Genomic DNA, 25,571 nt, shown 5'->3' with positions numbered 1-25,571 from the left:
TGACTGTATAAAGCTGGTATCTTTAAACAACCTGTTATTATTATGAATACCAGCACTGTACTTATCATACTCATTGGTGGAGCAATAGTTGTTTTTGGCGGGTTTTTTGCTACAGTCGTTCTTTTCCAGTATTTTCTTAACAAAAGCCGTGCTGCAGCACCACCTGAGCAATCAAAGACAGAACAACCGGAACTCAATATACCGAAAGCTCCGGAACCTATTTACCGAGCCTATTTTGGTTTCAGGCAGATTGTCCCTTTACTTGCCATTGGCGCCACCTGCCTTGCTTTCACCCTGGCGTTGCTCCCCCAGCTATCAGCAGAACCAGCCTTCCGTTTCAGTGATGCCGGTGAGCCGGCCAATTATGCCGGCGCATCCCTTGTAATAGCTGGTTCTTTACTGGTACAACTTCTGTTCATAACAATTGGATGGTTCGTCGGTACCGCCGTTAAAAGCTTTATTAATCGTTTGGCCATGCCAGAATCAGCTGGGCGCCAGTCCCAAAAGGTTATTTCTGTTGCAGCTAATATGATAGTCCTTCCCCAGCTGATCGCAGCCTATATATCCTTTGATATTTTCATTTACGATGTTTTCAGTTTTCACTTGCTGCCAGTGTGGATATTCGCCATTATGACCATGGTGATTGGAGGTATTTTCTTATGCTGGCGGTTCTATAATATAATGCACAGCAAGATCGAATAATTATGCCAGGAGTACATATAAATACGTGGAAGATAACAACAATAAAGTAAGCATGGATAAAATTGTTTCCCTAGCCCGCAGGCGCGGGTTTATTTTTCCCTCGAGCGAAATTTATGGAGGGCTTTCCAGTTGCTGGGATTATGGCCCATTAGGTGTAGAGGTTAAACGTAATGTAAAAAACGCCTGGTGGCAAGCAATGATTCACAATCGGGATGATATGGTTGGCCTTGATACCAGCATAATCATGCATCCAAAGGTTTGGGAAGCTAGCGGTCATGTTAGCGGTTTCAGCGATCCACTGGTTGACTGCATGGACTGCAAACAACGCTTTCGTGCAGACCACCTTACAACCGAAAATTGTCCTAATTGTGGCGGCAAACTTACCCAGCCTCGACAATTTAATTTGATGTTTAAAACATATATCGGCCCGGTTGAAGACCAGGCTTCCATTGCCTATCTCAGGCCGGAAACCGCTCAGGGGATTTTCGTCAACTTTGCTAATGTTTTAAATACTACGCGTAAAAAGCTACCCTTTGGTATAGGTCAAATCGGTAAATCCTTTCGTAATGAGATTACCACTGGCAACTTCATCTTCCGCTCCCGTGAGTTCGAGCAGATGGAAATTGAGTTTTTTGTAAAACCAGGAGATGATGAAACCTGGTTTAAATTTTGGCTTGAAGAAAGACTTAACTGGTTTACCAGTATTGGTATTAGAAAAGAAAACCTCAAGCTCAGGCAACACCGCAAGGATGAACTGGCTCATTATGCCAAGGACTGTTACGATATTGAATATCTGTTCCCGATGGGTTGGAGCGAACTTGAGGGCATTGCCAACCGTGCCGATTTTGACCTCAAGCAACACGCCGCTCACAGCGGTAACGATCTTACCTTTTTTGATGAAGAATCCAAAACACATGTCGTTCCCTATGTTATCGAGCCATCAAGTGGAGTAGATCGTACCGTCCTTGCGCTCCTCTGTGATGCTTACTGCGAGGAACCAGATAAAGATGAAATCCGCACCGTTCTCAAGCTTCATCCGTCCATCGCGCCATACAAAGTAGCTGTATTGCCGCTCAGCCGCAAGGAGCCTGTAGTTGACTGCGCTCGCAAAGTTTACTCTGCACTGCGCAAGAGTTTTTCTACCTCTTATGATGATGCTCAAAGTATAGGTCGCCGTTACCGCCGCCAAGACGAAATCGGTACCCCATATTGTGTAACAATAGATTTTGACTCCCTGGAAGATAATTCGGTGACACTGCGCGATCGGGATTCCATGCGCCAATTGCGTTTACCGATAGATAAACTTTGCTCAACGCTCGCAGCTAAACTAAATGGCGAGTCTTTCGAGGTGTTACCTGCTGGAGGCAAGCACTGGTTGGGTTTTTAGACCATGGCAGAAAAAACCTTAAAACTTATCCATTTTGCTGACCTTCACCTTGGGGTTGAAACCTATGGCCGAGTTGATCCGGAAACAGGTTTCTCATCCCGGATGATGGATGTTCTGAGTGCGCTCGACAGCCTGGTAGACTTTGCGATTGAGAACGGGGTTGATTTGGTATTGTTTTGCGGTGATGCGTACAAAGACCGCTCACCAAATCCTACCCAGCAAAGAGAATTTGCCAAACGCATAAAACGGCTCTCAGAAGCTAAAATAACCACGTTTATTCTCACCGGCAATCACGATTTGCCTAACGCGCTCAACCGCGCCACCGCTACCGAAATATTCGATACACTCGAAGTAGACAACGTTCATGTTGTTAGCAAGCCCGGCCTTGATCGCATTGAAACAACAGGTGGGCCAGTGCAGATTCTTTCGCTTCCCTGGCTGCGTCGTTCCAATCTTATGAAAATGGAAAAGGTAAAGAATCTTGATATGGCTTCTCTGTTCCAAAAAATGGAGCTATTGCTAACCCATGCAATATTGGAAAACCATGCCAAACTGGATTTAAACCTCCCGGCAGTACTTGCTTCACATGTATGGGTGGAAGGCGCAAGAACCGGTTCAGAAAAAGGTTCTACTATTGGCCGAGAGCCACACCTGTTGCTCAGTAATTTAATCTTACCGGGAATTGATTACGTTGCCCTGGGTCATATTCATCGCCGTCAGATATTGAACGAAAAGCCCCCGATTGTTTATCCTGGCTCGCTGGTCAAGCTGGATTTTAGCGATACCGACGATGAAAAAGGTTTTTTTGTAGTTGATATTTCTCGCCGTGATGACGGGACCCGAAACACCAAATATCATTTCCAACCGATATCTGGACGCCGTTTTTTAACTATCAGTGCGGATATATCTCCCGATGATATCGATCCCACACAAACAATACTTGCACAAATTGCCCAAGCGTCTGCAGACATGGCAGACGCTATCGTCCGCCTTGAAGTTACGATACCTCAGGATGCAGAAGGACTACTTCGAGATTCAGAAATACGCACTGCTCTCAGACCGGCTCATTATACAAGCATAGCCAAAAAGGTTATCCGTTCAGTTCGCTCCCGATTGGGCACCAATGTTTCCGCCGAAGCACTTACTCCTGTGGACGCGTTACGAGCATGGCTAGATGTTTCAAACTGTGACGCAGAAACCAAAGAGCAATTAATTCATTACGGCACCAGCCTCATTGAAGAGGTTTCTGGTAAAATTACACAATAAAGAGGTCTTGAATGCATCTACCGGGTACCAGGCCAATTTTTGAAAACCGCTATGATGCCGGCAAAAAACTTTCCGAAAAATTGGGTGAGTTTAAAAAACAGCCGGTAGTCGTGCTGGCGATACCCAATGGAGGGATACCAGTCGCACACCATGTAGCCCTGGAGCTTAATGCAACACTGGATTTGATAATATCCCGCAAGATCCCCATTCCTCTTGCCCCTGAAGGAGGATTTGGTGCTGTAACAGATGACGGCACTGTGATACTCAACCCAGATGTTCTAAAGCGTATTAATCTGAACGAGTCTCAAATCAATTACCAGGTCAGCCGAGTGCGCAATGACATCCAGCAAAGAAGTATCATCTACCGCTCTTCGAGGCCGGTTTCGGTTCTCACTTCCAAGATTGCAGTACTGGTAGATGATGGCCTGGCTTCCGGATATACGATGATGGCCGCAATCGAATCAGTGAGAAGAAAAAAACCCAAGATGGTAATAGCAGCCGTACCAGTAGCTTCTGCCATGGCGGTAAAACAGGTAGAAAAGGTTGCCGACAGGGTTATAACCGTAGTTACTGATTATTCACCCCGGTTTTATGTATCCGATTATTATCGTTACTGGAACGTTCTAAATGACCGCGAAGGTCTTGAGTGCTACCAGGAATGGCACCGCCGCAGGTACCAAACCAGCATTGACACCGACCGTCGCAATCACCACGTTCCGCCTTCTGGTTATTAGCTATCCGGAGATAATTTCAAATTTATCTACGTCTATTATACCTTTATCAGTGATCCTGATTTCAGGTATAACCGGCAGCGCCATAAAAGATAGTACAGTGAAGGGAGATTCTATACTGACTCCCATCACTTTAACCAACGTTTCTATATCATTTAACTGCCCGGCGGCTTCCTCTGCCGGCTCAAGTGAAAGAATCCCGGCAAGTGGCAATTCCATTTTTCCGATAGCCGCGCCATTTAATACCATGACCAGGCCGCCTTGCATAAGCTCGATTTCCCGTATGGCTGCAACAAGGTCTTGATCATTAGTACCAATTGCAACGATATTATGCGAATCGTGTGATACTGACGAAGCAATCGCACCTTTTTGTAATCCAAATCCTTTCACAAGCCCAATGCCAATATTTCCTGTTGCTTTGTGCCTTTCAACCACAGCGATTTTTAAAATATCTCGGCTTGTATCAGCTATCACCAAACCGTTTTCAATTTTAGGTGTTTCCATGGTCTTTTTTGTGATAATTTGTCCCGGTACAATGTTTATAACCGGCATCTCGCCACCGCTCGATTTCAAAGCCAGGTCATCCGCTTTAATTTCTTTTATATGGATGGTATCAATCGGCTGGGAAACTCGGGGTACCTGGGGCGTGAAGTTAGGCTCTTTTCCAACGCCTACCAGATATCCTCGATAAAATACTTCTTCAGTTTCCATGATTTCAAGATCAGATAAAGTTATCAGATTAGCGTAATATCCGGGGGCTATTGCACCTACATCCCTCAACCCCAGGTATTGCGCAGGATTTATGGTCGCCATCTGAATGGCTCGTACCGGATCCATCCCCAATGAAACTGCCCGATATACAACCCAATCCATATCGCCTTCCTGTTTAAGGGAGAACACATTGCGGTCATCAGTGACCAGCATACAACGGTGAAAGTTCTTATCATTCACCAAGGGCAAGAGCGCTTCAAGGTTCTTTTCACTTGAGCCTTCGCGCATCATAATATACATCCCTCTTGCCAGTTTCTCTTTGGCTTCATCAACAGTCACACATTCGTGATCGGAATAGATACCAGCGGATATATATGCAGAAAGATCTTTACCGCCAAGCCCTGGAGCATGGCCATCAATAAGTCGCCCCTGGAACATGCTGAGTTTATTAAGTACATTTTCATCTTTATTAATAACTCCGGGATAATTCATCATTTCACCCAGCCCAAGCACTCCCGGTTTTTTTAAAATTTCTTCCAAGGCGCTTGTATCGATTATGGCGCCACCAGTCTCTAAATTGGTCGATGGCACGCAGCTTGGCGCCATTAAATAAAAATCTAGCGGCAATTTATTGCATACCTGAATAACGTAGTTGAATGCCTCGATTCCGAGCACATTACTCAATTCGTGCAGATCTGTTACTATTCCCAGCGTCCCTCTCGGTACCACCGTTAAAGAATATTCAGCTATATCGATCATCGAACTTTCTATATGAACATGAGCATTGATGTATCCGGGGATGACATATTTACCCTGTACATCGGCTACATCCTTGCCTAGCGTGTAATCTCCTATTCCGGCAATATACTCATCTGCAATAGCAATGTTGCCTTCTTCTATCTCGCCATTAAATACATTTATGATTTTGGCGTTGGTTATCACCAAATCTGCTGGTTGATCTCCTTTTGCTACACTTATCAGTCTTTTGAGGTTCTTTTCTGCCATTATTCCTCTCCTAAAATTATTATATTACGTAAATTACGATAACTTTCGTTATAGTCCAATCCGTATCCCACCAGAAACCGGTCCGGCGCAATAAAACCAGTGTAATCTATGTTGACTTCTACTTCCCTTCGACATTTTTTATCTAGCAAAGCGCACAGTTTTATACTTTTTGCTTTTCGATTGTTTAGATAATTGATAGCAAAGGCAGTAGAAAGCCCAGTATCAACGATGTCTTCTACCAAAACCACATCTCGCCCGGCAACTTCGATTTTCGGCTCGTAATACAGTCTAACTGAACCAGAACTGATCCGGTTCTTTCCATAGCTTGATAGTCCAATAAAATCTATTTCTGTATCGATTTCCATTTTTCTTGCTAGATCAGCAAGAAAAATAAAACTTCCTTTTAACACGCCAATAAGAAGTATTTTTTTATTTTTATAATCCTGCCTGATACGGACTGCCAGCCTTTCGACTGCTGCTTCAATTTCGCTTGAATCGGCAAATACGTTGTCTTTTTCTATATTACCTATATTCATTAGTATAAGCCATTATAAATGTTAAAACGCCCAAGTGTCCATCATAAACTGAAACTGGGCGTTTTAACAACAATCATTCCATCTTTATTACACGAACAAATTGCCAACCTGATATATCAGAGTAGAGACAATCCATGCTACCGCAATTGTGTAACCAGCCGAAAACGCAGCCCATCTCCAGGTGCCGGTTTCACTGCGTATTACAGATATAGTTGCGATACATGGTATGTATAACAAACAAAACACCATAAAAGCATAAGCATTTAGAGGCCCCCAGCCGAGCTGGCTGACCAATGCATCCCCAAGTACTCCACTCCCCGTAAGTAATATGGCGCCAAGTGTAGCTACTACTACCTCTTTGGCAACGAAACCGGTTATTAGGCTTACAGCAATTGCCCAGTGGCCAATTCCAGCTGGCGCAAGAAGCGGTGCTATCCAGCCTCCAATTGTACCTAATACACTATCCTGGCTGGCATATTCTACACCCCATGGAAGACTGCCGAGCAACCATATGATAATTACAGCACCAAGAATTACAGTTGCAGCACGACTTAGAAAATGTTTACCTCGCTCCCATGTATGAATAAAGATACTCTTTAATGACGGCATCCGATAAGGGGGCAGCTCCATTACAAAGTGAGCTGATTCCCCCTTGAGCAATGTCCTACGAAATATAAAGGCAAAGAACACAGCAATAATGATACCAATAATATACATTGAGAAGAGAACGATGCCCTGGTGTTGCGGAAAAAACGCACCGGCAAATAACACATATATTGGAAGCCTTGCCCCGCAGGACATAAATGGGCTGATAAGAATAGTGGTAAGCCGATCATGGGGATTATCTATGGTGCGGCAAGCCATTACAGCAGGAATCGAACATCCGAATCCAAGCATCATTGGTATAAAGCTTCGCCCATGCAAACCTAGTTTGTGCATGGCTCTATCCATTATGAATGCTGCCCGCGCCATATAACCAGTATCTTCCAATATAGCAATGGCGATAAACATTAGAAAGATCGGCGGTATAAATACCAGTACGGTACCGAGGCCACCAATTATTCCATCACTGATTAATGAACCAAGCCAACCAGGGGAAAATCCAGCAGATTTATCTCCCAGCCATTCAAAAATTGCCTCGATAACCGCCATAAGCGGCTCAGAAGCTTTAAAAACAAATTGGAATAACAAAAAAATTAATACAATAAAGATCGGAATACCCGCCCAACGATGCACCAGTACGCGATCTATTTTATCGGTGGTTGATATCGGCTGATGTGAAGGCCGGGTGTATATATCTTTAATTAAACCAGAAATGAACCCGTAGCGAGCATCGGCAATTATGGTCTCTGCCTCGTCTCCATATATACTTTCTAAACGAGCGGTAGACTCTTCAAGCGTCTGTAGAACGAGGCTGCTTTCCCCATCGGCTTCCTTAAAACGATCGATTATTTCATTATCATGCTCAAGTAGTTTAACCGCTATCCAGCGGGAAGCATATTTCTTGTTTAGTGAGCTTTTTTCAATAACCGGTATCAGATTTTTTATTTCAGCTTCTACATCCCGACCGTAATTTATTTTAAGCGTCGGGCAAGCAACCCCCGACACTTCAGTTCCGCAGATTATTTTTTTTATCTCAAGAGTTCCTTCATTGCGGCTTGCCGCCATGGGAACAACTTTAATACCCAGCTGTTTTTCAAGAGCGCCGATATCGATTTTATGTTTTTGAGCAACCACCACATCCATCATATTGAGCGCCATTATAACCGGCGCTCCCATTTCCATGAGCTGCAGGGTTAAATATAAATGTCGCTCGAGGTTGGAGCCATCTACGATGTTTACTACGATATCCGGATTATCATCGAGGATGAAATTACGTGCGACTACCTCATCCGGCGAATAGGCAGTAAGACTGTAAACGCCAGGCAGATCCACGATTTTTACAGATTGGCTACCATAGCGGCACACTCCTTCTTTTTTTTCTACTGTAACTCCCGGCCAGTTCCCAACATATTGATGCGAGCCGGTAAGATTATTGAATAACGTGGTTTTCCCAGAATTGGGGTTGCCCAGCAGGGCTATTACTACCGATTCTTGATTTAAAACTGAGCCTTCCAAATTTGAGTTTTTTCCTTTCTATTCCGAGGTTTCTACTTTAATGAAGGCTGCTTCCTGTTTTCTTATGCTCAAGTTAAAGCCTTTTAGTTTAACTTCCATGGGATCCCCCAACGGCGCAATACCTAATACAGCAATCTCGACACCCTTTACCAATCCCATATCCATAAGTTTAAGACGGAATTTTCCCTTCAGGCCAATTGATATCACCCTGCCTTTTTCTCCTGGTTGCAATTCATTTAAAGTTTTGAGCGCCATTTATATACCCCAACATTGTTAGCTTCAGCTAACAATTATACCCTTTTTGTTCAATTTGTCAAATATTGATTATAATGTTTTGGTAGACAATGTATCTTAAATTTTTCTGTATGTTGTGTTATTTTTCTATTGACAACCCCATATATTGTGGTTTATATTGTTGCAATAACAACTCATAGTGAAGGAGAATTGCATGCCCAACCTTAAGACAAGCAAGATTGAAAAAATAGCCAAACGTGACGGACGCGTGGTTCCTTTTGATGCATCCAAAATTTACATAGCCGTTACCAAAGCGCTCGCCGCAGTAGGAGATAACGACCTTTCCAAGGCAGAGAGGGTGGCTAACGATGTCATCGGTATTCTTGAAATTACCTGCCGTCAAGGACGCGTACCAGACGTAGAAGAAGTCCAGGACCTGGTAGAAAAGATGCTCATTCAAAACGGGTACGCAGATGCGGCGAAATCTTATATTCTCTACCGCGAACAACGCGCCAGAATCCGGGATGGTAAAAAACTGCTCGCCGGAGCGGTTTCTATGGTAGATGAATATCTACGAGAGAGTGATTGGCGTGTTAAAGAAAACTCTAATATGACTTATTCACTACAGGGCTTGAACGTATATCTTTCTTCAGATGTCCTGGCTTATTATTGGCTTACCCGCGTCTATAACGAAAAGATTCGTGAAAGTCATCTTTCTGGTGACTTCCATTTGCATGATCTCGGTGTCCTTGGTCCATATTGCTGCGGCTGGGATTTGAAAGACTTGATTATTCGCGGATTTGCTGGTGTCGCCGGCAAAATAGAAAGTCGTCCGGCAAAACACCTGAGAAGCGCTCTTGGCCAGATTGTGAACTTTTTCTTCACTCTTCAGGGCGAAGCCGCCGGAGCGCAGGCTTTCTCCAACTTCGATACTCTTATGGCTCCATTCGTTAAAAACGACAACCTTACCTATAAGGATGTGCGCCAGGCAATTCAGGAGTTTGTATTCAATCTTAATGTTCCCACCAGGGTTGGTTTCCAAACACCTTTTACCAACCTTTCATTTGACTTAACTCCTCCCAACTATCTTAAGGACGAAGCTGCCATAGTTGGAGGAACACCCCAAGATTATACATATGGGGATTGTCAGCAAGAAATAGATATGATAAACCGAGCTTTCTGTGAGATCATGAACGAGGGCGACTCCAAGGGCCGTATCTTCTCCTTCCCGATTCCAACCTATAACATTTCCACTGGTTTTAATCCAGATAATCCCAATTTGGACGCCCTTTGGCAGATGACGGCCAAGTATGGTATTCCCTATTTTGCCAATTTCCTTAATTCCGACCTTAAACCGGAGGATGCTCGTTCGATGTGTTGCCGTCTCAGACTGGACTTGCGGGAGATACGCCGCAGGGGCGGCGGCCTGTTCGGCTCTGATCCGCTTACCGGCAGCTTGGGCGTGGTGACTATCAACATGCCTCGCATAGGCTATCTATCCAAAACAAAAGAAGATTTTTTCTCCCGCCTACGTACCAATATGGAAATTGCACGGGATTCTCTGGAAATCAAGAGGAAAGCGCTGGATAAACTGGCCGAGAAAGGGCTTTTCCCATATTCAATCTGTTACTTGCAATCAATAAAAGATCGTTTGGGCAGCTATTGGGCTAACCATTTTTCCACTATTGGGCTTATAGGCATGAACGAAGCAATACTAAATTTCATGGGAACAGATATCACAACATCATCCGGTTCGGCTTTTGCCAAAGAGGTATTGAATTATATGAAGGCAATTTTAGCCGAATTTCAGGAAACCACTGGCAATCTCTACAATCTGGAATCCACTCCGGGTGAAGGTGCTACATACCGTTTGGCAAAATTAGATCGCGAAAGATTTAGTCGTATCATATCAGCTGGCGAAAAAGAACCTTATTACACCAATTCTTCCCAGTTGCCGGTTGATGCCGATATCGACCTTGTGGACGCTATGAAACATCAAGATGAATTGCAAACGATTTATACCGGAGGCACCGTATTCCATTGCTTTATGGGAGAGCGTATCCACGATCCTGAAATGGCAAAGCAAATGGTAATGAAGACCGCCAGGAACTTCCGCCTGCCATATTTCACCCTTACACCAACATTCTCAATCTGTCCCAATCATGGTTATTTAAACGGGGAAAATCCCAAATGCCCTACCTGCAACCATGAAACTGAGGTCTACTCCAGAGTGGTCGGCTATTTTCGCCCGGTACGACAATGGAACAAGGGCAAGCAGGAGGAATTTTCAGAAAGACATCTTTTCAGTGAAAACATGCTGGAAAGCATTGCTGCATGAGCCTTTATGATAAACGGTTATAAAGACCTCTCGCTGATCGACTATCCGGGACTTATTGCCCCGGTGGTATTTGTGGGGGGCTGCAATTTTCGCTGCCCATTCTGTCATAATGCTGACTTGGTTTTACACCCCGGCCTTGCTGAGGAATTTTCCATTGATACCATCCTCAAACGAATTGAAAAAGCCAAAAGCCTTTGTGACGGTGTCGTCATTACCGGCGGAGAGCCTGCGCTCTGGCCGGAACTTGAAGATTTTATACGCCAGATCCGAAGACTTGGTCTCAAGGTAAAACTGGATACCAATGGAAGCTTGCCTGACGTTTTGGAACGGCTGAATCACCAGGGATTAATTGATTATGTTGCGATGGATATAAAAACCGCCTTGCATCGTTATCGTGAGGCCACTGGCGTAAAAGCCGATGTTTCTGCTATACAAAAAAGTATTACTCTATTACAGAACTCAAATGTCTCCCATGAATTCCGTACCACTTGTGTTCCCTCTCTGGTAAGCGCAGATGAAATCCTTTCTATCTGCCGCTTGGTGGGCACAAACGAAAAACTAATCTTGCAACAGTATCGACCGGTAAATACAATTGATCCAGCCTACACTTTAATTCAACCTTACTCTGAAGCAGAAATGGAAAAATTATTGTCGATTGCAATTGAGCAAGGTGTGGATGGTAAAATTACTTGATCCGCTCGTTCTATCACACGGCTTCAATTACTCACAAGTCCGTGCTAAAATAGAACAAATTCTGGCTGTCAACTGGAGGTCTGGATGGAATGTCCAAAATGCGGTGAGCACATCGACCGCGCTATGTTTGCTTCAGATGTAACGTTCTGCCCCTATTGCGGCCAGGACCTTAATGATATACAACCATCTATAAACTTGGCCTATTGCCCGTATTGCGGGCAAGAGCTCGTTCCGGGTGCGCTATTTTGCCCAAAATGCGGCAAAAAACTGGCTGTAAAGAGCAAACGAAAGGAACGCCCACAAGCGTTATCGAACAATTTCCAGGTTTACTCAGACCAGCCTGCCGGTTCTTCCGGGTTCAAGCAAATAGCAGATAAGATAACCCGTTTTCTCACCTATCTATTCAGTTCGGAACGTAAAATGCGTCGCCTTTATGGGCAGTGGGCAGAGTATGCCGATCTTTCTCCTGAAGAAATTCAGGCGCTGGAAGCACAGACTGAAATGAGCGATGATTGGAAACGTAAAGAACGTGCCCTTAAAATTGCTCTCCTGGTTGGTTTAAGTCTTATAATTATAATTATTATCGTCGCCTTGCTGGTACTTTACGTTTTTTAATTCACTGGCTGCTACCCCGGCAGTGGTTTTTTACTTTGCAGGGGGGCAATACATATAATACCCGTCGTCTTGCGCTAGTTACGATTGTTATGAATATTAAGAGTTATCCTGGTAGCCAGCAGAATTCAAAGGGTGTTTTCTTCTACCCGCAGCTTCATAATTCGCAGCAATTTACTTGCGATTGTCGGTATCACTGCAAGCCTGGTTTTTATATGTTCTTTTATCGCCTGCCTCCGGTAAAGCGAAATGCCCGGCTCCCAAATTACATCATTCATGGATGCTGCTTGAGCAAGGATTGACCGGATCGATGAATTAAACGAAGATGAGATACGGCTATTATCCGATAATATAGAATTCCTCAAGAACAGGAATCGTAATAAGGTTGATACTGAATAGTATCGTGAGAAGTGTAGCTGTTACAACAATTTATAAGGTCAGTCCCTGGATAACATTTCGTTGATATTGCAAAGAAGCGTCGTAATATCGAATGGTGTGGTAATATAAGGCAGTTCGTGATTCTCAAAGAATTCCCGTATTGAGATATCTGATGCATCACCGGTGGCAATTTACACCACTTGACGGGACACTACCCAAGATTGTGGTTAGTATAATGTCTCGAACAGCAAAGCGTCATTTTTATTAATAATAATATATCTTTTATGATAAATTATATTACGAAAGTAAAACTTGTGCCTGATGCTAGATCTGGATCAAATAGCTTGCTTTACAAACAGTACTCTTTTAGCATTCAACTGTTATTGGGAAAGATGAAATATTGTTACGGGTCAGAACAGGATGTGCTGCAAAAGCACATGTATTGCATCTGTTGTCTTAGGCGGACTTTTTAATTTCTAATACGAAACGGCAGCTCTTGCTGGCAGCCTAAACAGATTAAACCGTCTTTCGCTGGATATGCTTCACCACAAATGCTGCATACATTGATTATTCCTTTTGACCGATTGGTTCTGAAGCCACTTTTAACGTGTATCGGTTGGATTGTGCATATTTCCTTCCCCGCCGTTAGAATCTGTTCCTTCAAACGCACATTGTCCTGGTCATGTTTGAGTTTTAATTTTAAAAACCATGTTTTTATTTCGTCCCAATGATCTAGCTTAGCCGGATCTAAAAAAACCCGAAATCCATCACCTTGATGCTTATCATATAAACTCACTGCATACCGCCCGAAGTCCAATATGCGGAGCCATCCATTTCCAATAGTGCATGGTGTCAGTATTTGCACCGCGTCAGGCAAACATGAGCGGGTTTCACAAATGACATCAAATAAGGTGCCTTGTGGCAAGAGCTCCATAGCACTATCAACCATAATTCCGCCAACCAGCACCCCGGGGGAAATGCAACCGTGGAAAGACTTAGCCCGATCCATAAATTCTTCTCTCGTGAAAGAGCCAAATCTTTCTACTAATTGACTATTAATCGAAGAGCAGCTTTGCTGATTAATCATTCTTATTTACGAAGCCTTTCATATTGTTAATATTTACATCTAACCGTGTTAGCGAAAATGAATACAGCTTTACGAAAGAGGTGTTATCACTTTCCAGCTGCAGTCAGCCGTAGGAATGAATCCTTTCTTCTGAGCTATCGCGTCTAAATGTATCATTCCAATTGCAGCAATATCCGCTCTCATGTTTTTATTTTCTCTGAGATCAATGTTTGAGATATACCTATTGCATAAAGAACAGAGTTCCACCCATTTATGGTCATTTCCGTCAATGGAAAGCACTTCCTTATGCTCATCCTTTTCTCCACAAAAAGGGCATGTCATCCGGTCGTACCGCCAATCGTACCCGCAGAACGAACACTTCAGCCATCGTTGGCCCTCTTTACCCTGTAAAATGCTAAGTTCCGGAAATGCTCCACATATAGGGCAATATCCCTCAAACCATGGAATCTCTTTTATACTTTCTTTGAGGTTTTCTACCCTCTTCTCGACGAATGGTTTAATAAGATTGAAAAGAATAAATTTTAATAATGATGATTGAATTCTAATTTGATCAGCCAACAATCCAAGGTTGTCCTCATCACCTTCGATGAAAGAAACAACATATTCGCCCCACTCAGTATCTCCATTCTCTATGGAATTCACGAGGTTCAACATATCTGGTTTAATCTTTGGAAAAGCGTCTGCTATTGAATTTGAAACGCTTATTATGTTATTTCCCCAAGGATCAACCAATGAAGCAACATTTTGTTCGGTCAGCCAAGGGTAACCCTGGGATAGCTTTTTTTTATCAGGCTCAGGGATGTATAAACCAGGAATATCGGTAATGGCGGCTTTCATAATCGCCCGGCTAACGAACAATTCACGAAAAGCCGTTACAACTGGCTTCAAACTAGGTGTATTTTTTTCTATGTCGTCGAAAGCTAATCCAATTAGCTTAACATCGTCTTTATGATTGTTCACTACTACCCTTCCGCTGACGCGTAGCTCTATTTTAATCTCAACGAAATAGAGCTACGCGCATTTATATTCAATTAACAGTAACTATTTGCTAAGCTTTTTTAAGGTTGATCATGCAAGCCTTGTATTCTGGTGTTTGGGCATTGGCATCGCCCACATTAGTGGTAAGCAAGTTAATGGTGTCTCCGCAATCCTTGGGGAACAGCCAACCATAATTGAAGGTTGAACCTACCTGATGGATCGTCTTGCCGCCGCATTGCATAGGTTTCATGCGCTTGGTAACCATGGCAACTACTTCCAATTTTCCCCTGGCTGATTCAAGTACTACCCGTTCACCGTTCTTGATGTCTTTTTCGGCTGCCAGTTCTTCACTCATTTCCACATAAGCTTCAGGCATAAGCTCCGTCAGGTTGGATTGCCACCTGGTAATTGCTCCACTGCACCAGTGTTCCGTGCAAGAATAGGTAGTCAGTACAATTGGATAATCCGGTGAGGCGTTGGCAACTTGATCCATTTCGCCAGTGTAGAGTTTGATAACAGGATTATTCAACTGGCCTGACATTATGTTCTGGGCAAAAGGCCCTTCCAAAGGCTCGTATTGTTCGGGGAACGGACCATCGTCAAGTCCAGGTCCATACAAACAACCCATACCATTAGCTTGCATAATAAACGGCAGTTTGCCATTAGGATCGTTGAGTGGTGCTCCACCGCCATCAACGACATCGCCGACCCAATTTCCATTTTCCCATTTTACTACTACCCTGTCAGAGTTCCAGGGGTTACCATTCGGATCACATGAAGCACGGTTGTAGATGATGCGGCGATTCATCGGCCAGCACCAAGCCCAGTCATGATACATACCTAGACCGGTCTTGTCCTCCTTGCCACGTCTGGCCATCAAATTGGTGCCATCCTTGGTAAATGCCCCGCACATCACCCACAAAGCTGACGAGGTAGAACCATCAGACTGCAGACTGGGGAACCCGGGCACAAGGTCGCCCTGTTTATACTCAATGCCATTAACAGTGGTATCCTTGAGGAAATAACCATTAATAGCTTTGCAGACCTTCAGAGCGTTCCACTTTCCATTTTCATCATAGTCCCATTTAAGGTTTACTATCGGCTCGGGTAAAGCTCCTCCTTCATTCTGGTACAGTTCTTTTATCCTGCCCATCAGTTTCCAGAATGTTTCGCCAACCGAAATAGCATCTCCTGGAGCTTTGCCTGCGGCGTAGTTCCAGTGTATCCAGCGGCCGCTGTTGCTCTGGCTTCCATCCTTCTCGACCGAAGCAGAAGCGGGCAGCAGGAAGACTTCGGTTTTAACCTGACTGGGATCCATGCCTGGCCCCTTCCAGAACGAAGCGGTTTCATTATCGAAAATATTTGAATGAATCAATAAATCGAGGTTTGCCATAGCTTTGCGCAACTTATTCGCATTAGGCATGCTCACACATGGGTCGGTGCCAGCAGTGATATACCCTTTGATTCCGCCTTTGTACATGTGGTCTATCATGGTTAATGCGTCAGCTTTCTGGGTATCATCAATTTTAGGCAACCAGGCATAGCCAAAATCATTGTCTGCAGTTGCAGCTGAATCGAACATGGTTTTTAGAAGACTTATCAAATACTTGGGGTAGTTTTGCCACCAGTTGACTGATTTAGCCACCTTGGTTGTTGGAGTATTGTCTTCCAGGTATTTAGCAGTAGTAGGTTGTGATGCTTTTGGTGCCTTTAAGTATCCAGGCAGATAATGATACAGCAATGCGAAATCAGTGGAGCCCTGTACATTTGGCTCTCCTCTCAAGGCATTGACTCCTCCACCGGCAATACCGATATTGCCCAAAAGAAGCTGAATCATACACATTGTGCGTATGTTCTGAACTCCTGTTGTGTGCTGGGTTTGTCCGAGTGCATAAAGAATACTTCCAGATCTGTTAGCTGTCCCGGTAGAAGAGTAAGTTTCATAAACTTTCAGCAAATCCTCTTCCGGAGTACCGGTAATGGAAGAAACTGTAGCCAGATCATAACGCGAATAATGCTCCTTTAGCAGTTGGAAAACACATCGGGGATTTTGTAGGGTGGCATCGGTTGCCGGGGTGCCATCATTATTGTATTTATAAGCCCATTTCGATTTGTCATAAGTCCTGGTTTCCGGATTGTAACCAACGAAAAGCCCATCCTCGAAATCGAAATCATCACCAACTATTTGAGAAACGTTGGTATAGTTAATCACATAATCCTTATGGTACTTTTCGTTGTCGAGGATATACTTGATCATGCCACCCAGAAAAGCTATATCGGTGCCGGAACGCAGCCGGGCATAAATATCCGCTTTGGACGAAGTACGTGTGAATCTGGGGTCAACATGTATCATCTTCGCCCCTCTGTCTTTTGCTTTCATGATCCATTTCATAGCCAGGGGATGGTGTTCAGCAACATTACTGCCCTGAACCAGGAATACATCACTATTTCTGAGATCAATATAGTGGTTGGTCATTGCGCCACGCCCAAACGACTCTGACAGAGCCGGTACAGTTGGGCCGTGTCAGACACGTGCCTGGTGATCCAGATACACCAGGCCTAGCGACCTCGCAAATTCGTACATCATGAAGCATTCTTCATTGTTAACATTGGAACTGCCATGAAAAGCCAGGCTTTCGACACGGTTGACATTCTGCCCCTTGCTGTTGGTAGTCATGAAATCCGCGTCTCGGATATCTTTAATTTTCCGAGCCATACGGTCCAGCGCCCAATCCCAGTCTTTCTCTTCCCATTCTTCACTGTAAGGTGCCCGGTAGAGCACCTTTGACAGGCGATGTGGATTGGAAGCCGAGGTTTCCTTCAAATTCATACCCTTGGGGCATAGTGCACCTTCGTTGATAGGATGGTCAGGATCGCCTTCAATGTTGATGATTTCGCCATTAGAATCAGTGCTACAAATCAACCCACACCCGCACGAGCAATAGCAGCAGGTAGTAGTTGTCTGAACACTTGTCTTAATTTTTTCAAGCTTTTCCAGTTTGCTGGCATGTACTCTTATCGGGCGAACGTCGATGCCCAGCGCTGATAACGCTAAACCACCGGCAAAAACCTTTCCAGAACCCTTTAAGAATTCTCGACGATTAATTGACATATTTCCTCCAATTTTTTAAATGATCTAATGAGCTAAAGCTGAGCGCTAACAAGCAAGACCGCCCTTAATACCAAACCCCCGATAAAAGCTAACCCTGCGGACGAAATTGCTAATGCTGGAGGGATCTGCATTAGTTTATTTCTACACCGGTTAATACCTAATAGCGCTAGCGGGAGCACCAGCCCCAACGCTACGAGTCCAGCCCAAAAATAGACTGCCATTTCACCAAAAACGAGTTGAGTAAATGCAGATTCAGCTGTAAACCATAACCAAACCATGAAAGCTGCCAGAATCACAATTTCAATTACCAGATAAACAAATAGCGCTTTTATAAGCTTGGCTACGACATTGTTATTAATGGTATAGTCACTCGAATCAGTGAAACGGGTGATTAACCAATCTAGAGGCTTGATATTTTTATTTCCCAGCCAATTAACTATATAAGACAAAATGATCAGCCATGCAACGCTGGTGCATAAAGCCGAACCTATGAATAGAGAAGGTAGCAGTAGGGTATTCGCCCACAGTGGCTGGTTGGTGGTAGCAATCAAAACACCACCGTAGGTAATGAGAAGGATTGATAAAGCAAATCCAACCCAAGACAAAACGCCATTTATTTTTTTAACCAAAATATTGTTCGAAATATAGTGTTCAACCACCCACAGTACAGCCATAATACCCGCAACAGCGAGCCACAAAGAGAGAATCCAACCGCCAAGAGAGAGTACTGATTGCGGTCGGATTGTTACAAACATGTGCCAGAACCACAAAATGTGACCAAGGTGAGATAGCAATAAAATCACACCTATGAAGGCAAAAACAAGACCGGATAGAACCGCAAAACGGAAAAGATTTCGCTGGGTCCCCGAACTCAGCTTATCAATGACAAATGCATTCATAAAAGCACCACTTGCAATGCCTACACACCACAAATCAAGCCACAGAGTAATTCCCCAGGGCATATCAGAAATGCTCATACAGTGCCCTCCTTGGCTTTGTTTTTAGTTATCATTTCTTCGCGTCGTTTAAAAATCCATATCAGCGGCAATGTAGACAAAACACCAGCCGTAGCTAGACCAGCAAGCCATTTACTGATCATGTCACTGGTTGGCATCTGTGGATTCTCAGGCAGCCCATATACTTCCGGTTTATCGTCAAGTACATACAAAACATGCAAGCCGCTTAGTTCATGTTCTCCGTACAACATGGCGTTTACGTGACCTGTAGCCTTGAGTTTTTGTACTTGGCTGCGGCCTTTTTCTAACAAAACATCCCTTTCTCCATACTCTAAAGCACCTGTGGGGCAGGATTTCGCGCAAGCTGGACTCAAGCCTTGTGATACTCGATCAAAACCTAAAGTTGTGCATGCGCTACATTTGCTGACGATGCCTTCGTGATGATCGAGATGAGGTACATGGAAGGGGCAAGCCTGCGTACAAGTTCCACAACCTATACACCATTCTTGGTCAATGTTTACAAAGCCTTCGTCTGTATGGAAGATAGCACCAACAGGGCACACTTCCGCACAACCAGCATCGGTGCAATGCATACAAGACCTTCTAATAAACTGCCAATCGAATTTGCCTTCTCTTTCGATCTCGAAAAAGCGCATTTTCAGCCAAGTTGCTGATGAGAGTTCTTTCGGATTTTCGTAAGAACCCCAGTTATTGGTTTCCTCTGCCGCTTTATCATTCCATTGCTTGCAAGATACTTGGCAACCGCGACAGGCAGTACACCGAGACATATCGTACAATATAGCTTTATCCGGCACCTATACCTCCTGTATAATATATTTTTATTCGATCAAGCCAGGTGGCAGAATAGAAATAATACCAAACTGTCTCTTTGTAATTGTACAAATACTACATTAAAGAAAAGGGTGATGTCAAAGAAATTCAGATAGATGTTTCAGGTGTTTTGCACGATGATTATTATTCTTAAAATATGCAGGGGAAGAATTTATATTAACCGAAGAGAATACAAGGATTAGCGTAACAAAAAGCTGTTCTAATAAATAATTTGCTGTAAACCTATGAAACTTCCATCACCGAGCCGGTCTTGGACGTGTCGTAGCCTTCAACTTCACTCACAATCTTTTTAAACTCGGATCCGGAGATGATGCTCATAAGAAGGTCTGTTTTCTTGCTATCAAACGTTTTTGCGGGCATTACGATATCATACCGCTCCTTAAATAATGGTAAAAAACCCAATCCACAACTATGAGCAGCTGCAGCAATACCCAAACCTGTATCAGCTCTTCCTTGAGCTATCGCAAGCCCAACTGCGAGATGATTGTCCATCTCTATATCAAATCCACAAATGTCTCTCTCATCAATTCCCGTTCTTTTCAACTCCAAATCCAATAATACCCTGGTACCGGAGCCTTTTTGCCTGTTTACAAACCTTATGTCAGATTTGGCAAGATCACCCAAGCCGCCAATGTTTTTAGGATTTCCTGGTGCAAACAACAAACCTTGTTTGCGATATACCAAATTAATAACTACCATTTTTTGCCCTGGTAATATGCGTTTAATAAAAGGAATGTTGTATTCACCTGTTTCTTCGTCTAACAAATGGATTCCTGCTATGTCGGCAGTATCCTCTTCTAAAGCTATCAAGCCCCGCAGGCTTCCTACATGGCTGGCTTCAACTTTAATGTTGGATGAATACTGTTTGAACAAAGTTATCAAGATATTTAAAGCGATATCATGGCTGCCTGTTATACGCAATGTTTCGCCACTATCGCCTTCAATATTCGTAATAGATGGCGTAGTGGAAGCTGACTCAAATTCTTCCTTCCACCGGTTAATTCCTAACAAGTAAGCTGCTTCCAATTCATCGAGCTTGTACCCCTGGCCAAGCATCCGAACAATATCCTTGGATACATTGCTTTGCAGGTGTTTTGCACGTATTTCCCGTAAAAGCTGCTCATCCCTGCTTGCGGATACTATGGTTCCGCCTCCTCTTTTTGTAACCACTATTTGTTCGCGTTCCAGTTCCAGGTAAGCTCTTGCGACAGTATTAGGGCTAATATTTAACTTATTCCCCAAGTGTCGAATGGAGGGAAGGTGGTCGCCTTGTTCTATTTGTTCTGTTATAACAAGCTTTTGTATTTGCTCGACTAATTGCCGATATATCGGTTTAGAAGAACGAAAATTTATATATATCTTTTTTATGAAAGCATCCATTGTCATTATGAAAAGTGTATCAGGTTTGAGTAATTTATGTAAATGGTCTTAAAGAGAGTTGTCAGGCACTCCAATCCGCTGACAAGAAAATCAAAGAACAATGTAATATGGGCAGATATCTTCATAATGTCCATCTTTCATGCGAAAGCCGCCGGGGATCGTGCCAAGTTGCTTAAAACCAAGCTTCTCGTATAATCGCCTCGCCGAGGCGTTGTTTGCAACTACAGCATTAAACTGGAGTATTTTAAACTGGTGCCGTCTGGCTTGAATAAGGCTATCGCTTACCAGTTTTTCGCCGATGTGCTTTCCTCTGCTTTCAGGATATACTCCATAACTAGCATTGCATATATGACCACACCTGCCAACATTATTGGGATGAAGGATGTACAAGCCGTAGAGTATTCCACTTTCCAGATCTTGGGCAACACCGCAATAGGATTGCTGGTAAAAAAAGGCATAACCTGTTTCTGGAGTTAAACATTCATCCTGCGGGAATGCGTTTCCTTCTTCAACAACCTTATTCCAGATTTGAATCATCGCAGGGATGTCTTCGCGCGTGAACGACCGAACAATTACATTCATTATGTTTTAATAAACCCCGGCTAATATAATAACAAATTCCATTCCGCCAATGCCTAAAACATTATTATTCATACATTAAGTATTATAGATAAGGTTTATCGTTCTTGAGTCACCGCGCTTGTGTGTGAAAATTTTTTATTACTAATTGGCCTTTATTTTTAATTAAGTGGATTTCTATCTAGCATTAATGCTTCATCAAGGAGTACAATATCACAATTTGTATTAAGCACCGGAAATTCTCAATTATGAGTATAAATACGAATTATGTTAATAAGCTTGCCAAAAATAGTATAGAAAATGAGGTATTAGTCATATGGAAAAGCTCCCCCTTAACAGGATTTTGTATACCGGTGCTACTTTTATTGCTTTACTCGCGACACAAGTATTATTAGGAAAAGCGGGGCATTTTGTTGCAAATCAGTTTTCGTATGCACAAATTGATCCGCACGATGCTTTTGCGAGTATTTCCGTCCATCATTTTGCCCAAATGGTCTTCGCTTTAATAATAATCATCGCGCTGGGCAAGTTGTTAAAAATCGATTTCTACCTGAAGCTAGGCAATATAAGAAAAGGTACAAAATATGTTGCTATATTTACTGGAGTCTTTGCATTTGCTGCTATTATGCTCCACTTGTTTTTGAGTCTTAATAATCAGCTACCAACTTATGCCTTTCCGTTAGACTGCCGGAACATCTTGGGAACTATAGGATTCCAGTTATTTTTAAGCGGTCCTTCTGAAGAGGTGATATTTCGAGCATTGCCTATAACCATTTTAGTCTATACATTTGGACGAAGCATACAAATCAGGAAAAGCTTTACCGTAGAAGTCATCATGGCTTCGATCCTGTTTTCTTTTGCCCATTTAAATTGGTCATTGGCGCCATTTAGCTTTGAGGTTGATAGTTTTCAATTAGTGTATGCGGTTATACTTGGAACTATACAAGGGATTGTATACCAAAAAACCGAGAGTATTGTATATCCTGCGCTCATGCACAGTTTTAGCAACGTCATCATGGTTGGGACCGGTTATCTGTTTACAGCTTTAACTGTTGCTTGATTTTTTACGGTTTGCACAATATGCGATTTCATTCTATCGAAAGCGCAAGATAGGACAGATGGAGAAGTATTGTTAAAACTAAAGCGTGGAAAATTATGCCAATTAAAATATGATGACACAGCAAACAACAACAAAGTGTCACCCTGGAGCGCAGCGAAGGGTCTCACACAAGTTGAGCCCGTACATACGGAAAAGCTCCCCTGTTACAACGGGCACTATTATGGGGAAGATCCTTCATCGTGTATAAGCCCTTTTCAAGGAAGACAAAAAGGATACACTCATCCTCTTATACAATAAGCATAGCATCGCCAAAGCTATAGAAACGATAATGGTTGTTAATCGCTTCCCGGTAGGCAGAAAAAATAAAATCCTTGCCGGCAAATGCACTCACCAGCATAAGAAGGGTGGAGCGAGGGAGATGAAAATTAGTAATCAGCGCATCCACCACCCGATATTGGTAACCGGGCAGTATATATAGGCTCACCCAATCGCTATATTCCGGCTCGCCAGCAGCTTGTTCGAGCAAACGTGCTGTACTGGTACCAACTGCTATAATCCTGCGGCCCTCCCTTTTGGCTGTGTTAATCCGATCAGCGGTAGCAGCATCGATCTGCCCATATTCAGTATGGATAGCATGCTCAAGGGGATTTTCCGTGTTTACAGGGCGGAAGGTATCCAGTCCAATATGAAGGGTCACATAATTGGTTTCAATTCCCTTGTTACTGATTGTTTGTATTAAATCGGGTGTAAAGTGAAGACCTGAAGTGGGCGCAGCTGCGCTACCCAATATTTTGGAATACACTGTTTGGTAACGTTCTCCGTTTATAAGAGGGTGGTGAATATAAGGCGGAAGCGGCACTTCCCCTGCCTTAAACAGCTGTTCTTCAGAGGAAAAGCGCATTACCCGAATGCCCCCTTCCTTTTCCTGTATAATAGTTGCACTTACCTCAACCTTCGGTATTTCCACCCCTTCGCCAGTTTTAAGTTTTTTTGCCGGTTTGGTCATCACTTCCCAAGTATTTAACGTAAGCCTTTTAAGCAGTAGAATTTCCACATTCCCGCCAGTAAGTGCCCGTTTACCGTAAATGCGAGCCGGCAGAACGCGGCTATTGTTAAACACCAGAACGTCCCCGCTGATAAGCATATCCGCCAGTTGATTAAACACGCGATGGGTAATACTCTTATCTGTTCGGTTGAGTACCATCAAACGTGAAGAATCACGTGGCTCTATCGGCTCCTGGGCAATCAGCTCCTGGGGCAGGATATATTCGAAGTCGCTGGTTTTCATTCTTTGCTTTTTGGTTGGGGCGGCTCTAGACCCAGCCGCTTGGAAGTGTGGTCTCTCCCCAAGTAGAAGTTCAGTTGAGAGGGCGTCTGCCAAAGCGTCCAGTCACGCGGGGGTACAATATAAGAACCAATAATATCTTCTTCGTTATAATGTTTAAAGCGTTCATATGCGCGCACCCAAATACATTGTTTCTTACCAGGGTACACTTCACACCACCCTTCATGACTTCCACCGCAGGGACCAAGCCGTCTTTCTTTTGGACATTGTGAAACCGGGCAAAGGTAAGCAGTATCAAATAGTGCACAATCACCGCAATCGAGGCAATTGTACAACATGGTCTTGGCTATATGGGTGAGCTTGCCAAACGCTCTACGGGATAAATCAGATTCATCAATCCGAGCTGCCATTTTTTGATATAAGGAAAAGAAGGGATGGCGCGGATCAAAAAACCCTTCATGAATTATGCGAGCTATACGATATGAAAAGGGCGCTTTGCCTTTTCCGAGTAATCCGGTTTCTTCCATAGTATTTAAACCTGTCTGCTCATCTTTTTCGAACAAATAGTAACCATCCGGCTGAGGGTAGCTAAATTCCGGTACCAATTCCTGCCATCGTGGTTCCAATTCATTTCCCAAATTTACAATGTATTCCATATCCTTGTGCGTCAGATGATAACCACCAATATGCACACCAGCATAACCCATTCCTTTTGCCATGGCATACATCTTGGCGGCTCGAATCATGCGTTTTTCTCTGCCTTTATCAGGCGCCTGTCGCTCAAGTTCCACTTCCTCAAGCAGTTCTTTTGTAACAACAGCTCCAGGTATGCGGTTAACATGCATTGCCTTGGCAGCTGGATAACTAAGCAAATAAATATTTGCCAGTACTGGCACCTTGTAATCCATATACTTCAACCACGTTACCAGTTCGTGCATCTTGCGGGCATCGTAGCCAATCTGGCTGATGATAAAACCGGCACCGCTTTTAATCTTCTTTTCGAGTTTAAAGTATTGGCATACGGTTTCTGCTTCTGATTGCTTAAAATGGGATACTCCGACTCCACCAAAGAAATCAGTTGGTTCCATCTGTCGGGGTTTGCCTAAAGCTTCATATTCACGCCCGGAATTCAAACACCGGATCAAATCCATTACATGCGCCGGATCAAGGTCATACGCCGGCAGCGCCCTGCCCATATACGAGGTGACTTCTGGATAATCTCCGCTGATCACCAACACATTTCGTATATTGTTTAGATTAAGGTTATATAAAATACTCTCTACCTGGGTTCGGTTTTTATCCCTAAGGGCAATATGAACCAGAGGTTCTATCCCCAGTTTTTGAACTTCTAGTGCAACAACCTCGGATGGCAATGCAGGGGTGCCTCCAGGTGAATCTGTGATACTGATAGTAGTTACAATTCCGCCGGCTGCCGCTTCAGCGGTATTGGTAAGAATAGAATTAAGCTGTTGGCGGGTGTTTATCCTCCCAGGAATTTGCTCCCAGGTAACGGTAAACCTTTCCGGATTGTTGAGGGAATCTCTATACTTATTTACCGATACATTTTCCAT

The 25,571-nt window shown here is 43.6% G+C and carries 22 protein-coding genes; 8 read left to right on the top strand and 14 right to left on the bottom strand.

The annotated features are described in order from the left end of the window. Window positions 1-42: 42 nt before the first annotated feature. From PHX29_03150 to PHX29_03135, 4 genes are read left to right on the top strand one after another with little or no spacing between them, the layout of a single operon-like run. Window positions 43-702: a hypothetical protein gene (locus PHX29_03150; GenBank protein ID MDD5604893.1), complete on the top strand. Its 660-nt coding sequence runs from the start codon at window positions 43-45 to the stop codon at window positions 700-702. 25 nt (window positions 703-727) lie between these two features. Continuing rightward, window positions 728-2,089, top strand: a complete 1,362-nt coding sequence (locus PHX29_03145; protein MDD5604892.1) for a glycine--tRNA ligase — start codon at window positions 728-730, stop codon at window positions 2,087-2,089. 3 nt (window positions 2,090-2,092) lie between these two features. Further along, window positions 2,093-3,355, top strand: a complete 1,263-nt coding sequence (locus PHX29_03140; protein ID MDD5604891.1) for an exonuclease SbcCD subunit D — start codon at window positions 2,093-2,095, stop codon at window positions 3,353-3,355. Window positions 3,356-3,366: 11 nt separating this feature from the next. Next, window positions 3,367-4,089 (top strand): phosphoribosyltransferase family protein, encoded by a 723-nt coding sequence (locus PHX29_03135; protein ID MDD5604890.1) that lies wholly within the window; start codon window positions 3,367-3,369, stop codon window positions 4,087-4,089. Here the strand turns inward: PHX29_03135 and ade are convergent, their stop codons facing one another. The 4 genes from ade to PHX29_03115 all read right to left on the bottom strand — a co-directional run bounded on the left by ade (window position 4,090) and on the right by PHX29_03115 (window position 8,711). Continuing rightward, on the bottom strand, window positions 4,090-5,802 hold the full coding sequence (ade, locus tag PHX29_03130; protein MDD5604889.1) for an adenine deaminase: 1,713 nt from the start codon (window positions 5,800-5,802) through the stop codon (window positions 4,090-4,092). Further along, complete coding sequence (hpt, locus tag PHX29_03125) at window positions 5,802-6,338, bottom strand: hypoxanthine phosphoribosyltransferase (protein ID MDD5604888.1); 537 nt, start codon at window positions 6,336-6,338, stop codon at window positions 5,802-5,804. Before hpt ends, ade begins: the two co-directional genes overlap by 1 nt. Window positions 6,339-6,425: 87 nt before the next feature. Beyond that, complete coding sequence (gene feoB / locus PHX29_03120) at window positions 6,426-8,456, bottom strand: ferrous iron transport protein B (protein MDD5604887.1); 2,031 nt, start codon at window positions 8,454-8,456, stop codon at window positions 6,426-6,428. An 18-nt stretch (window positions 8,457-8,474) separates the two neighbouring features. Then, entirely contained in the window at window positions 8,475-8,711 is a 237-nt protein-coding gene (locus PHX29_03115; GenBank protein ID MDD5604886.1) for a ferrous iron transport protein A, read from the bottom strand. Between the two features lie 193 nt (window positions 8,712-8,904). On the opposite strand from PHX29_03115, the gene PHX29_03110 reads away from it, so the two are divergent. The 3 genes from PHX29_03110 to PHX29_03100 all read left to right on the top strand — a co-directional run bounded on the left by PHX29_03110 (window position 8,905) and on the right by PHX29_03100 (window position 12,336). Next, a complete protein-coding gene (locus PHX29_03110; GenBank protein MDD5604885.1) occupies window positions 8,905-11,028 on the top strand; it encodes a ribonucleoside triphosphate reductase in 2,124 nt (707 codons plus the stop codon). Window positions 11,029-11,034: 6 nt separating this feature from the next. Continuing rightward, window positions 11,035-11,721 carry an anaerobic ribonucleoside-triphosphate reductase activating protein gene (locus PHX29_03105; protein ID MDD5604884.1) on the top strand — a complete coding sequence of 229 codons (687 nt, stop codon included), beginning with the start codon at window positions 11,035-11,037 and terminating at the stop codon, window positions 11,719-11,721. Between the two features lie 84 nt (window positions 11,722-11,805). Next, entirely contained in the window at window positions 11,806-12,336 is a 531-nt protein-coding gene (locus PHX29_03100) for a zinc ribbon domain-containing protein (protein ID MDD5604883.1), read from the top strand. 125 nt (window positions 12,337-12,461) lie between these two features. Here the strand turns inward: PHX29_03100 and PHX29_03095 are convergent, their stop codons facing one another. The 8 genes from PHX29_03095 to PHX29_03060 form a co-directional block, all read right to left on the bottom strand. After that, window positions 12,462-12,611: a hypothetical protein gene (locus PHX29_03095; protein MDD5604882.1), complete on the bottom strand. Its 150-nt coding sequence runs from the start codon at window positions 12,609-12,611 to the stop codon at window positions 12,462-12,464. A gap of 569 nt (window positions 12,612-13,180) precedes the next feature. Continuing rightward, window positions 13,181-13,720 (bottom strand): formylmethanofuran dehydrogenase subunit E family protein, encoded by a 540-nt coding sequence (locus PHX29_03090; GenBank protein ID MDD5604881.1) that lies wholly within the window; start codon window positions 13,718-13,720, stop codon window positions 13,181-13,183. A gap of 147 nt (window positions 13,721-13,867) precedes the next feature. Continuing rightward, window positions 13,868-14,635: a formate dehydrogenase accessory protein FdhE gene (locus tag PHX29_03085; protein ID MDD5604880.1), complete on the bottom strand. Its 768-nt coding sequence runs from the start codon at window positions 14,633-14,635 to the stop codon at window positions 13,868-13,870. 211 nt (window positions 14,636-14,846) lie between these two features. Beyond that, window positions 14,847-17,888, bottom strand: a complete 3,042-nt coding sequence (gene fdnG, locus PHX29_03080; GenBank protein ID MDD5604879.1) for a formate dehydrogenase-N subunit alpha — start codon at window positions 17,886-17,888, stop codon at window positions 14,847-14,849. A 32-nt stretch (window positions 17,889-17,920) separates the two neighbouring features. Continuing rightward, window positions 17,921-18,865 (bottom strand): polysulfide reductase NrfD, encoded by a 945-nt coding sequence (gene nrfD, locus PHX29_03075; GenBank protein ID MDD5604878.1) that lies wholly within the window; start codon window positions 18,863-18,865, stop codon window positions 17,921-17,923. Beyond that, a complete protein-coding gene (locus PHX29_03070) occupies window positions 18,862-19,659 on the bottom strand; it encodes a 4Fe-4S dicluster domain-containing protein (protein ID MDD5604877.1) in 798 nt (265 codons plus the stop codon). Before PHX29_03070 ends, nrfD begins: the two co-directional genes overlap by 4 nt. A 259-nt stretch (window positions 19,660-19,918) precedes the next feature. Then, window positions 19,919-21,082: a substrate-binding domain-containing protein gene (locus tag PHX29_03065; GenBank protein MDD5604876.1), complete on the bottom strand. Its 1,164-nt coding sequence runs from the start codon at window positions 21,080-21,082 to the stop codon at window positions 19,919-19,921. An 84-nt stretch (window positions 21,083-21,166) separates the two neighbouring features. Continuing rightward, a complete protein-coding gene (locus PHX29_03060) occupies window positions 21,167-21,658 on the bottom strand; it encodes a GNAT family N-acetyltransferase (GenBank protein ID MDD5604875.1) in 492 nt (163 codons plus the stop codon). A 313-nt stretch (window positions 21,659-21,971) separates the two neighbouring features. On the opposite strand from PHX29_03060, the gene PHX29_03055 reads away from it, so the two are divergent. Then, window positions 21,972-22,715, top strand: coding sequence for a CPBP family intramembrane metalloprotease (locus tag PHX29_03055; GenBank protein ID MDD5604874.1), 744 nt, complete (start codon window positions 21,972-21,974; stop codon window positions 22,713-22,715). Window positions 22,716-23,001: 286 nt separating this feature from the next. Here the strand turns inward: PHX29_03055 and queA are convergent, their stop codons facing one another. After that, on the bottom strand, window positions 23,002-24,003 hold the full coding sequence (queA, locus tag PHX29_03050; GenBank protein ID MDD5604873.1) for a tRNA preQ1(34) S-adenosylmethionine ribosyltransferase-isomerase QueA: 1,002 nt from the start codon (window positions 24,001-24,003) through the stop codon (window positions 23,002-23,004). Beyond that, on the bottom strand, window positions 24,000-25,571 hold the full coding sequence (locus PHX29_03045; GenBank protein ID MDD5604872.1) for a methylenetetrahydrofolate reductase C-terminal domain-containing protein: 1,572 nt from the start codon (window positions 25,569-25,571) through the stop codon (window positions 24,000-24,002). The genes queA and PHX29_03045 overlap by 4 nt, the downstream gene beginning before the upstream one ends.

The sequence above is a fragment of the Dehalococcoidales bacterium genome, from assembly GCA_028717385.1.
Lineage (GTDB): Bacteria > Chloroflexota > Dehalococcoidia > Dehalococcoidales > CSSed11-197 > CSSed11-197.
Note: the sequence above shows the minus strand (reverse complement) of the source record. Positions and strands in the feature narration are given on the sequence as shown.

Bases quoted from the DNA above. Each gene is read 5' to 3' on its own strand.
- PHX29_03150 (MDD5604893.1), top strand. From the start codon at position 43: ATGAATACCAGCACTGTACTTATCATACTCATTGGTGGAGCAATAGTT.
- PHX29_03140 (MDD5604891.1), top strand. From the start codon at position 2,093: ATGGCAGAAAAAACCTTAAAACTTATCCATTTTGCTGACCTTCACCTT.
- PHX29_03135 (MDD5604890.1), top strand. From the start codon at position 3,367: ATGCATCTACCGGGTACCAGGCCAATTTTTGAAAACCGCTATGATGCC.
- ade (MDD5604889.1), bottom strand. From the start codon at position 5,802: ATGGCAGAAAAGAACCTCAAAAGACTGATAAGTGTAGCAAAAGGAGAT.
- hpt (MDD5604888.1), bottom strand. From the start codon at position 6,338: ATGAATATAGGTAATATAGAAAAAGACAACGTATTTGCCGATTCAAGC.
- PHX29_03115 (MDD5604886.1), bottom strand. From the start codon at position 8,711: ATGGCGCTCAAAACTTTAAATGAATTGCAACCAGGAGAAAAAGGCAGG.
- PHX29_03110 (MDD5604885.1), top strand. From the start codon at position 8,905: ATGCCCAACCTTAAGACAAGCAAGATTGAAAAAATAGCCAAACGTGAC.
- PHX29_03105 (MDD5604884.1), top strand. From the start codon at position 11,035: ATGATAAACGGTTATAAAGACCTCTCGCTGATCGACTATCCGGGACTT.
- PHX29_03100 (MDD5604883.1), top strand. From the start codon at position 11,806: ATGGAATGTCCAAAATGCGGTGAGCACATCGACCGCGCTATGTTTGCT.
- PHX29_03095 (MDD5604882.1), bottom strand. From the start codon at position 12,611: ATGAATGATGTAATTTGGGAGCCGGGCATTTCGCTTTACCGGAGGCAG.
- PHX29_03090 (MDD5604881.1), bottom strand. From the start codon at position 13,720: ATGGATCGGGCTAAGTCTTTCCACGGTTGCATTTCCCCCGGGGTGCTG.
- PHX29_03085 (MDD5604880.1), bottom strand. From the start codon at position 14,635: ATGAAAGCCGCCATTACCGATATTCCTGGTTTATACATCCCTGAGCCT.
- nrfD (MDD5604878.1), bottom strand. From the start codon at position 18,865: ATGAGCATTTCTGATATGCCCTGGGGAATTACTCTGTGGCTTGATTTG.
- PHX29_03065 (MDD5604876.1), bottom strand. From the start codon at position 21,082: ATGACAATGGATGCTTTCATAAAAAAGATATATATAAATTTTCGTTCT.
- PHX29_03060 (MDD5604875.1), bottom strand. From the start codon at position 21,658: ATGAATGTAATTGTTCGGTCGTTCACGCGCGAAGACATCCCTGCGATG.
- PHX29_03055 (MDD5604874.1), top strand. From the start codon at position 21,972: ATGGAAAAGCTCCCCCTTAACAGGATTTTGTATACCGGTGCTACTTTT.
- queA (MDD5604873.1), bottom strand. From the start codon at position 24,003: ATGAAAACCAGCGACTTCGAATATATCCTGCCCCAGGAGCTGATTGCC.
- PHX29_03045 (MDD5604872.1), bottom strand. From the start codon at position 25,571: ATGGAAAATGTATCGGTAAATAAGTATAGAGATTCCCTCAACAATCCG.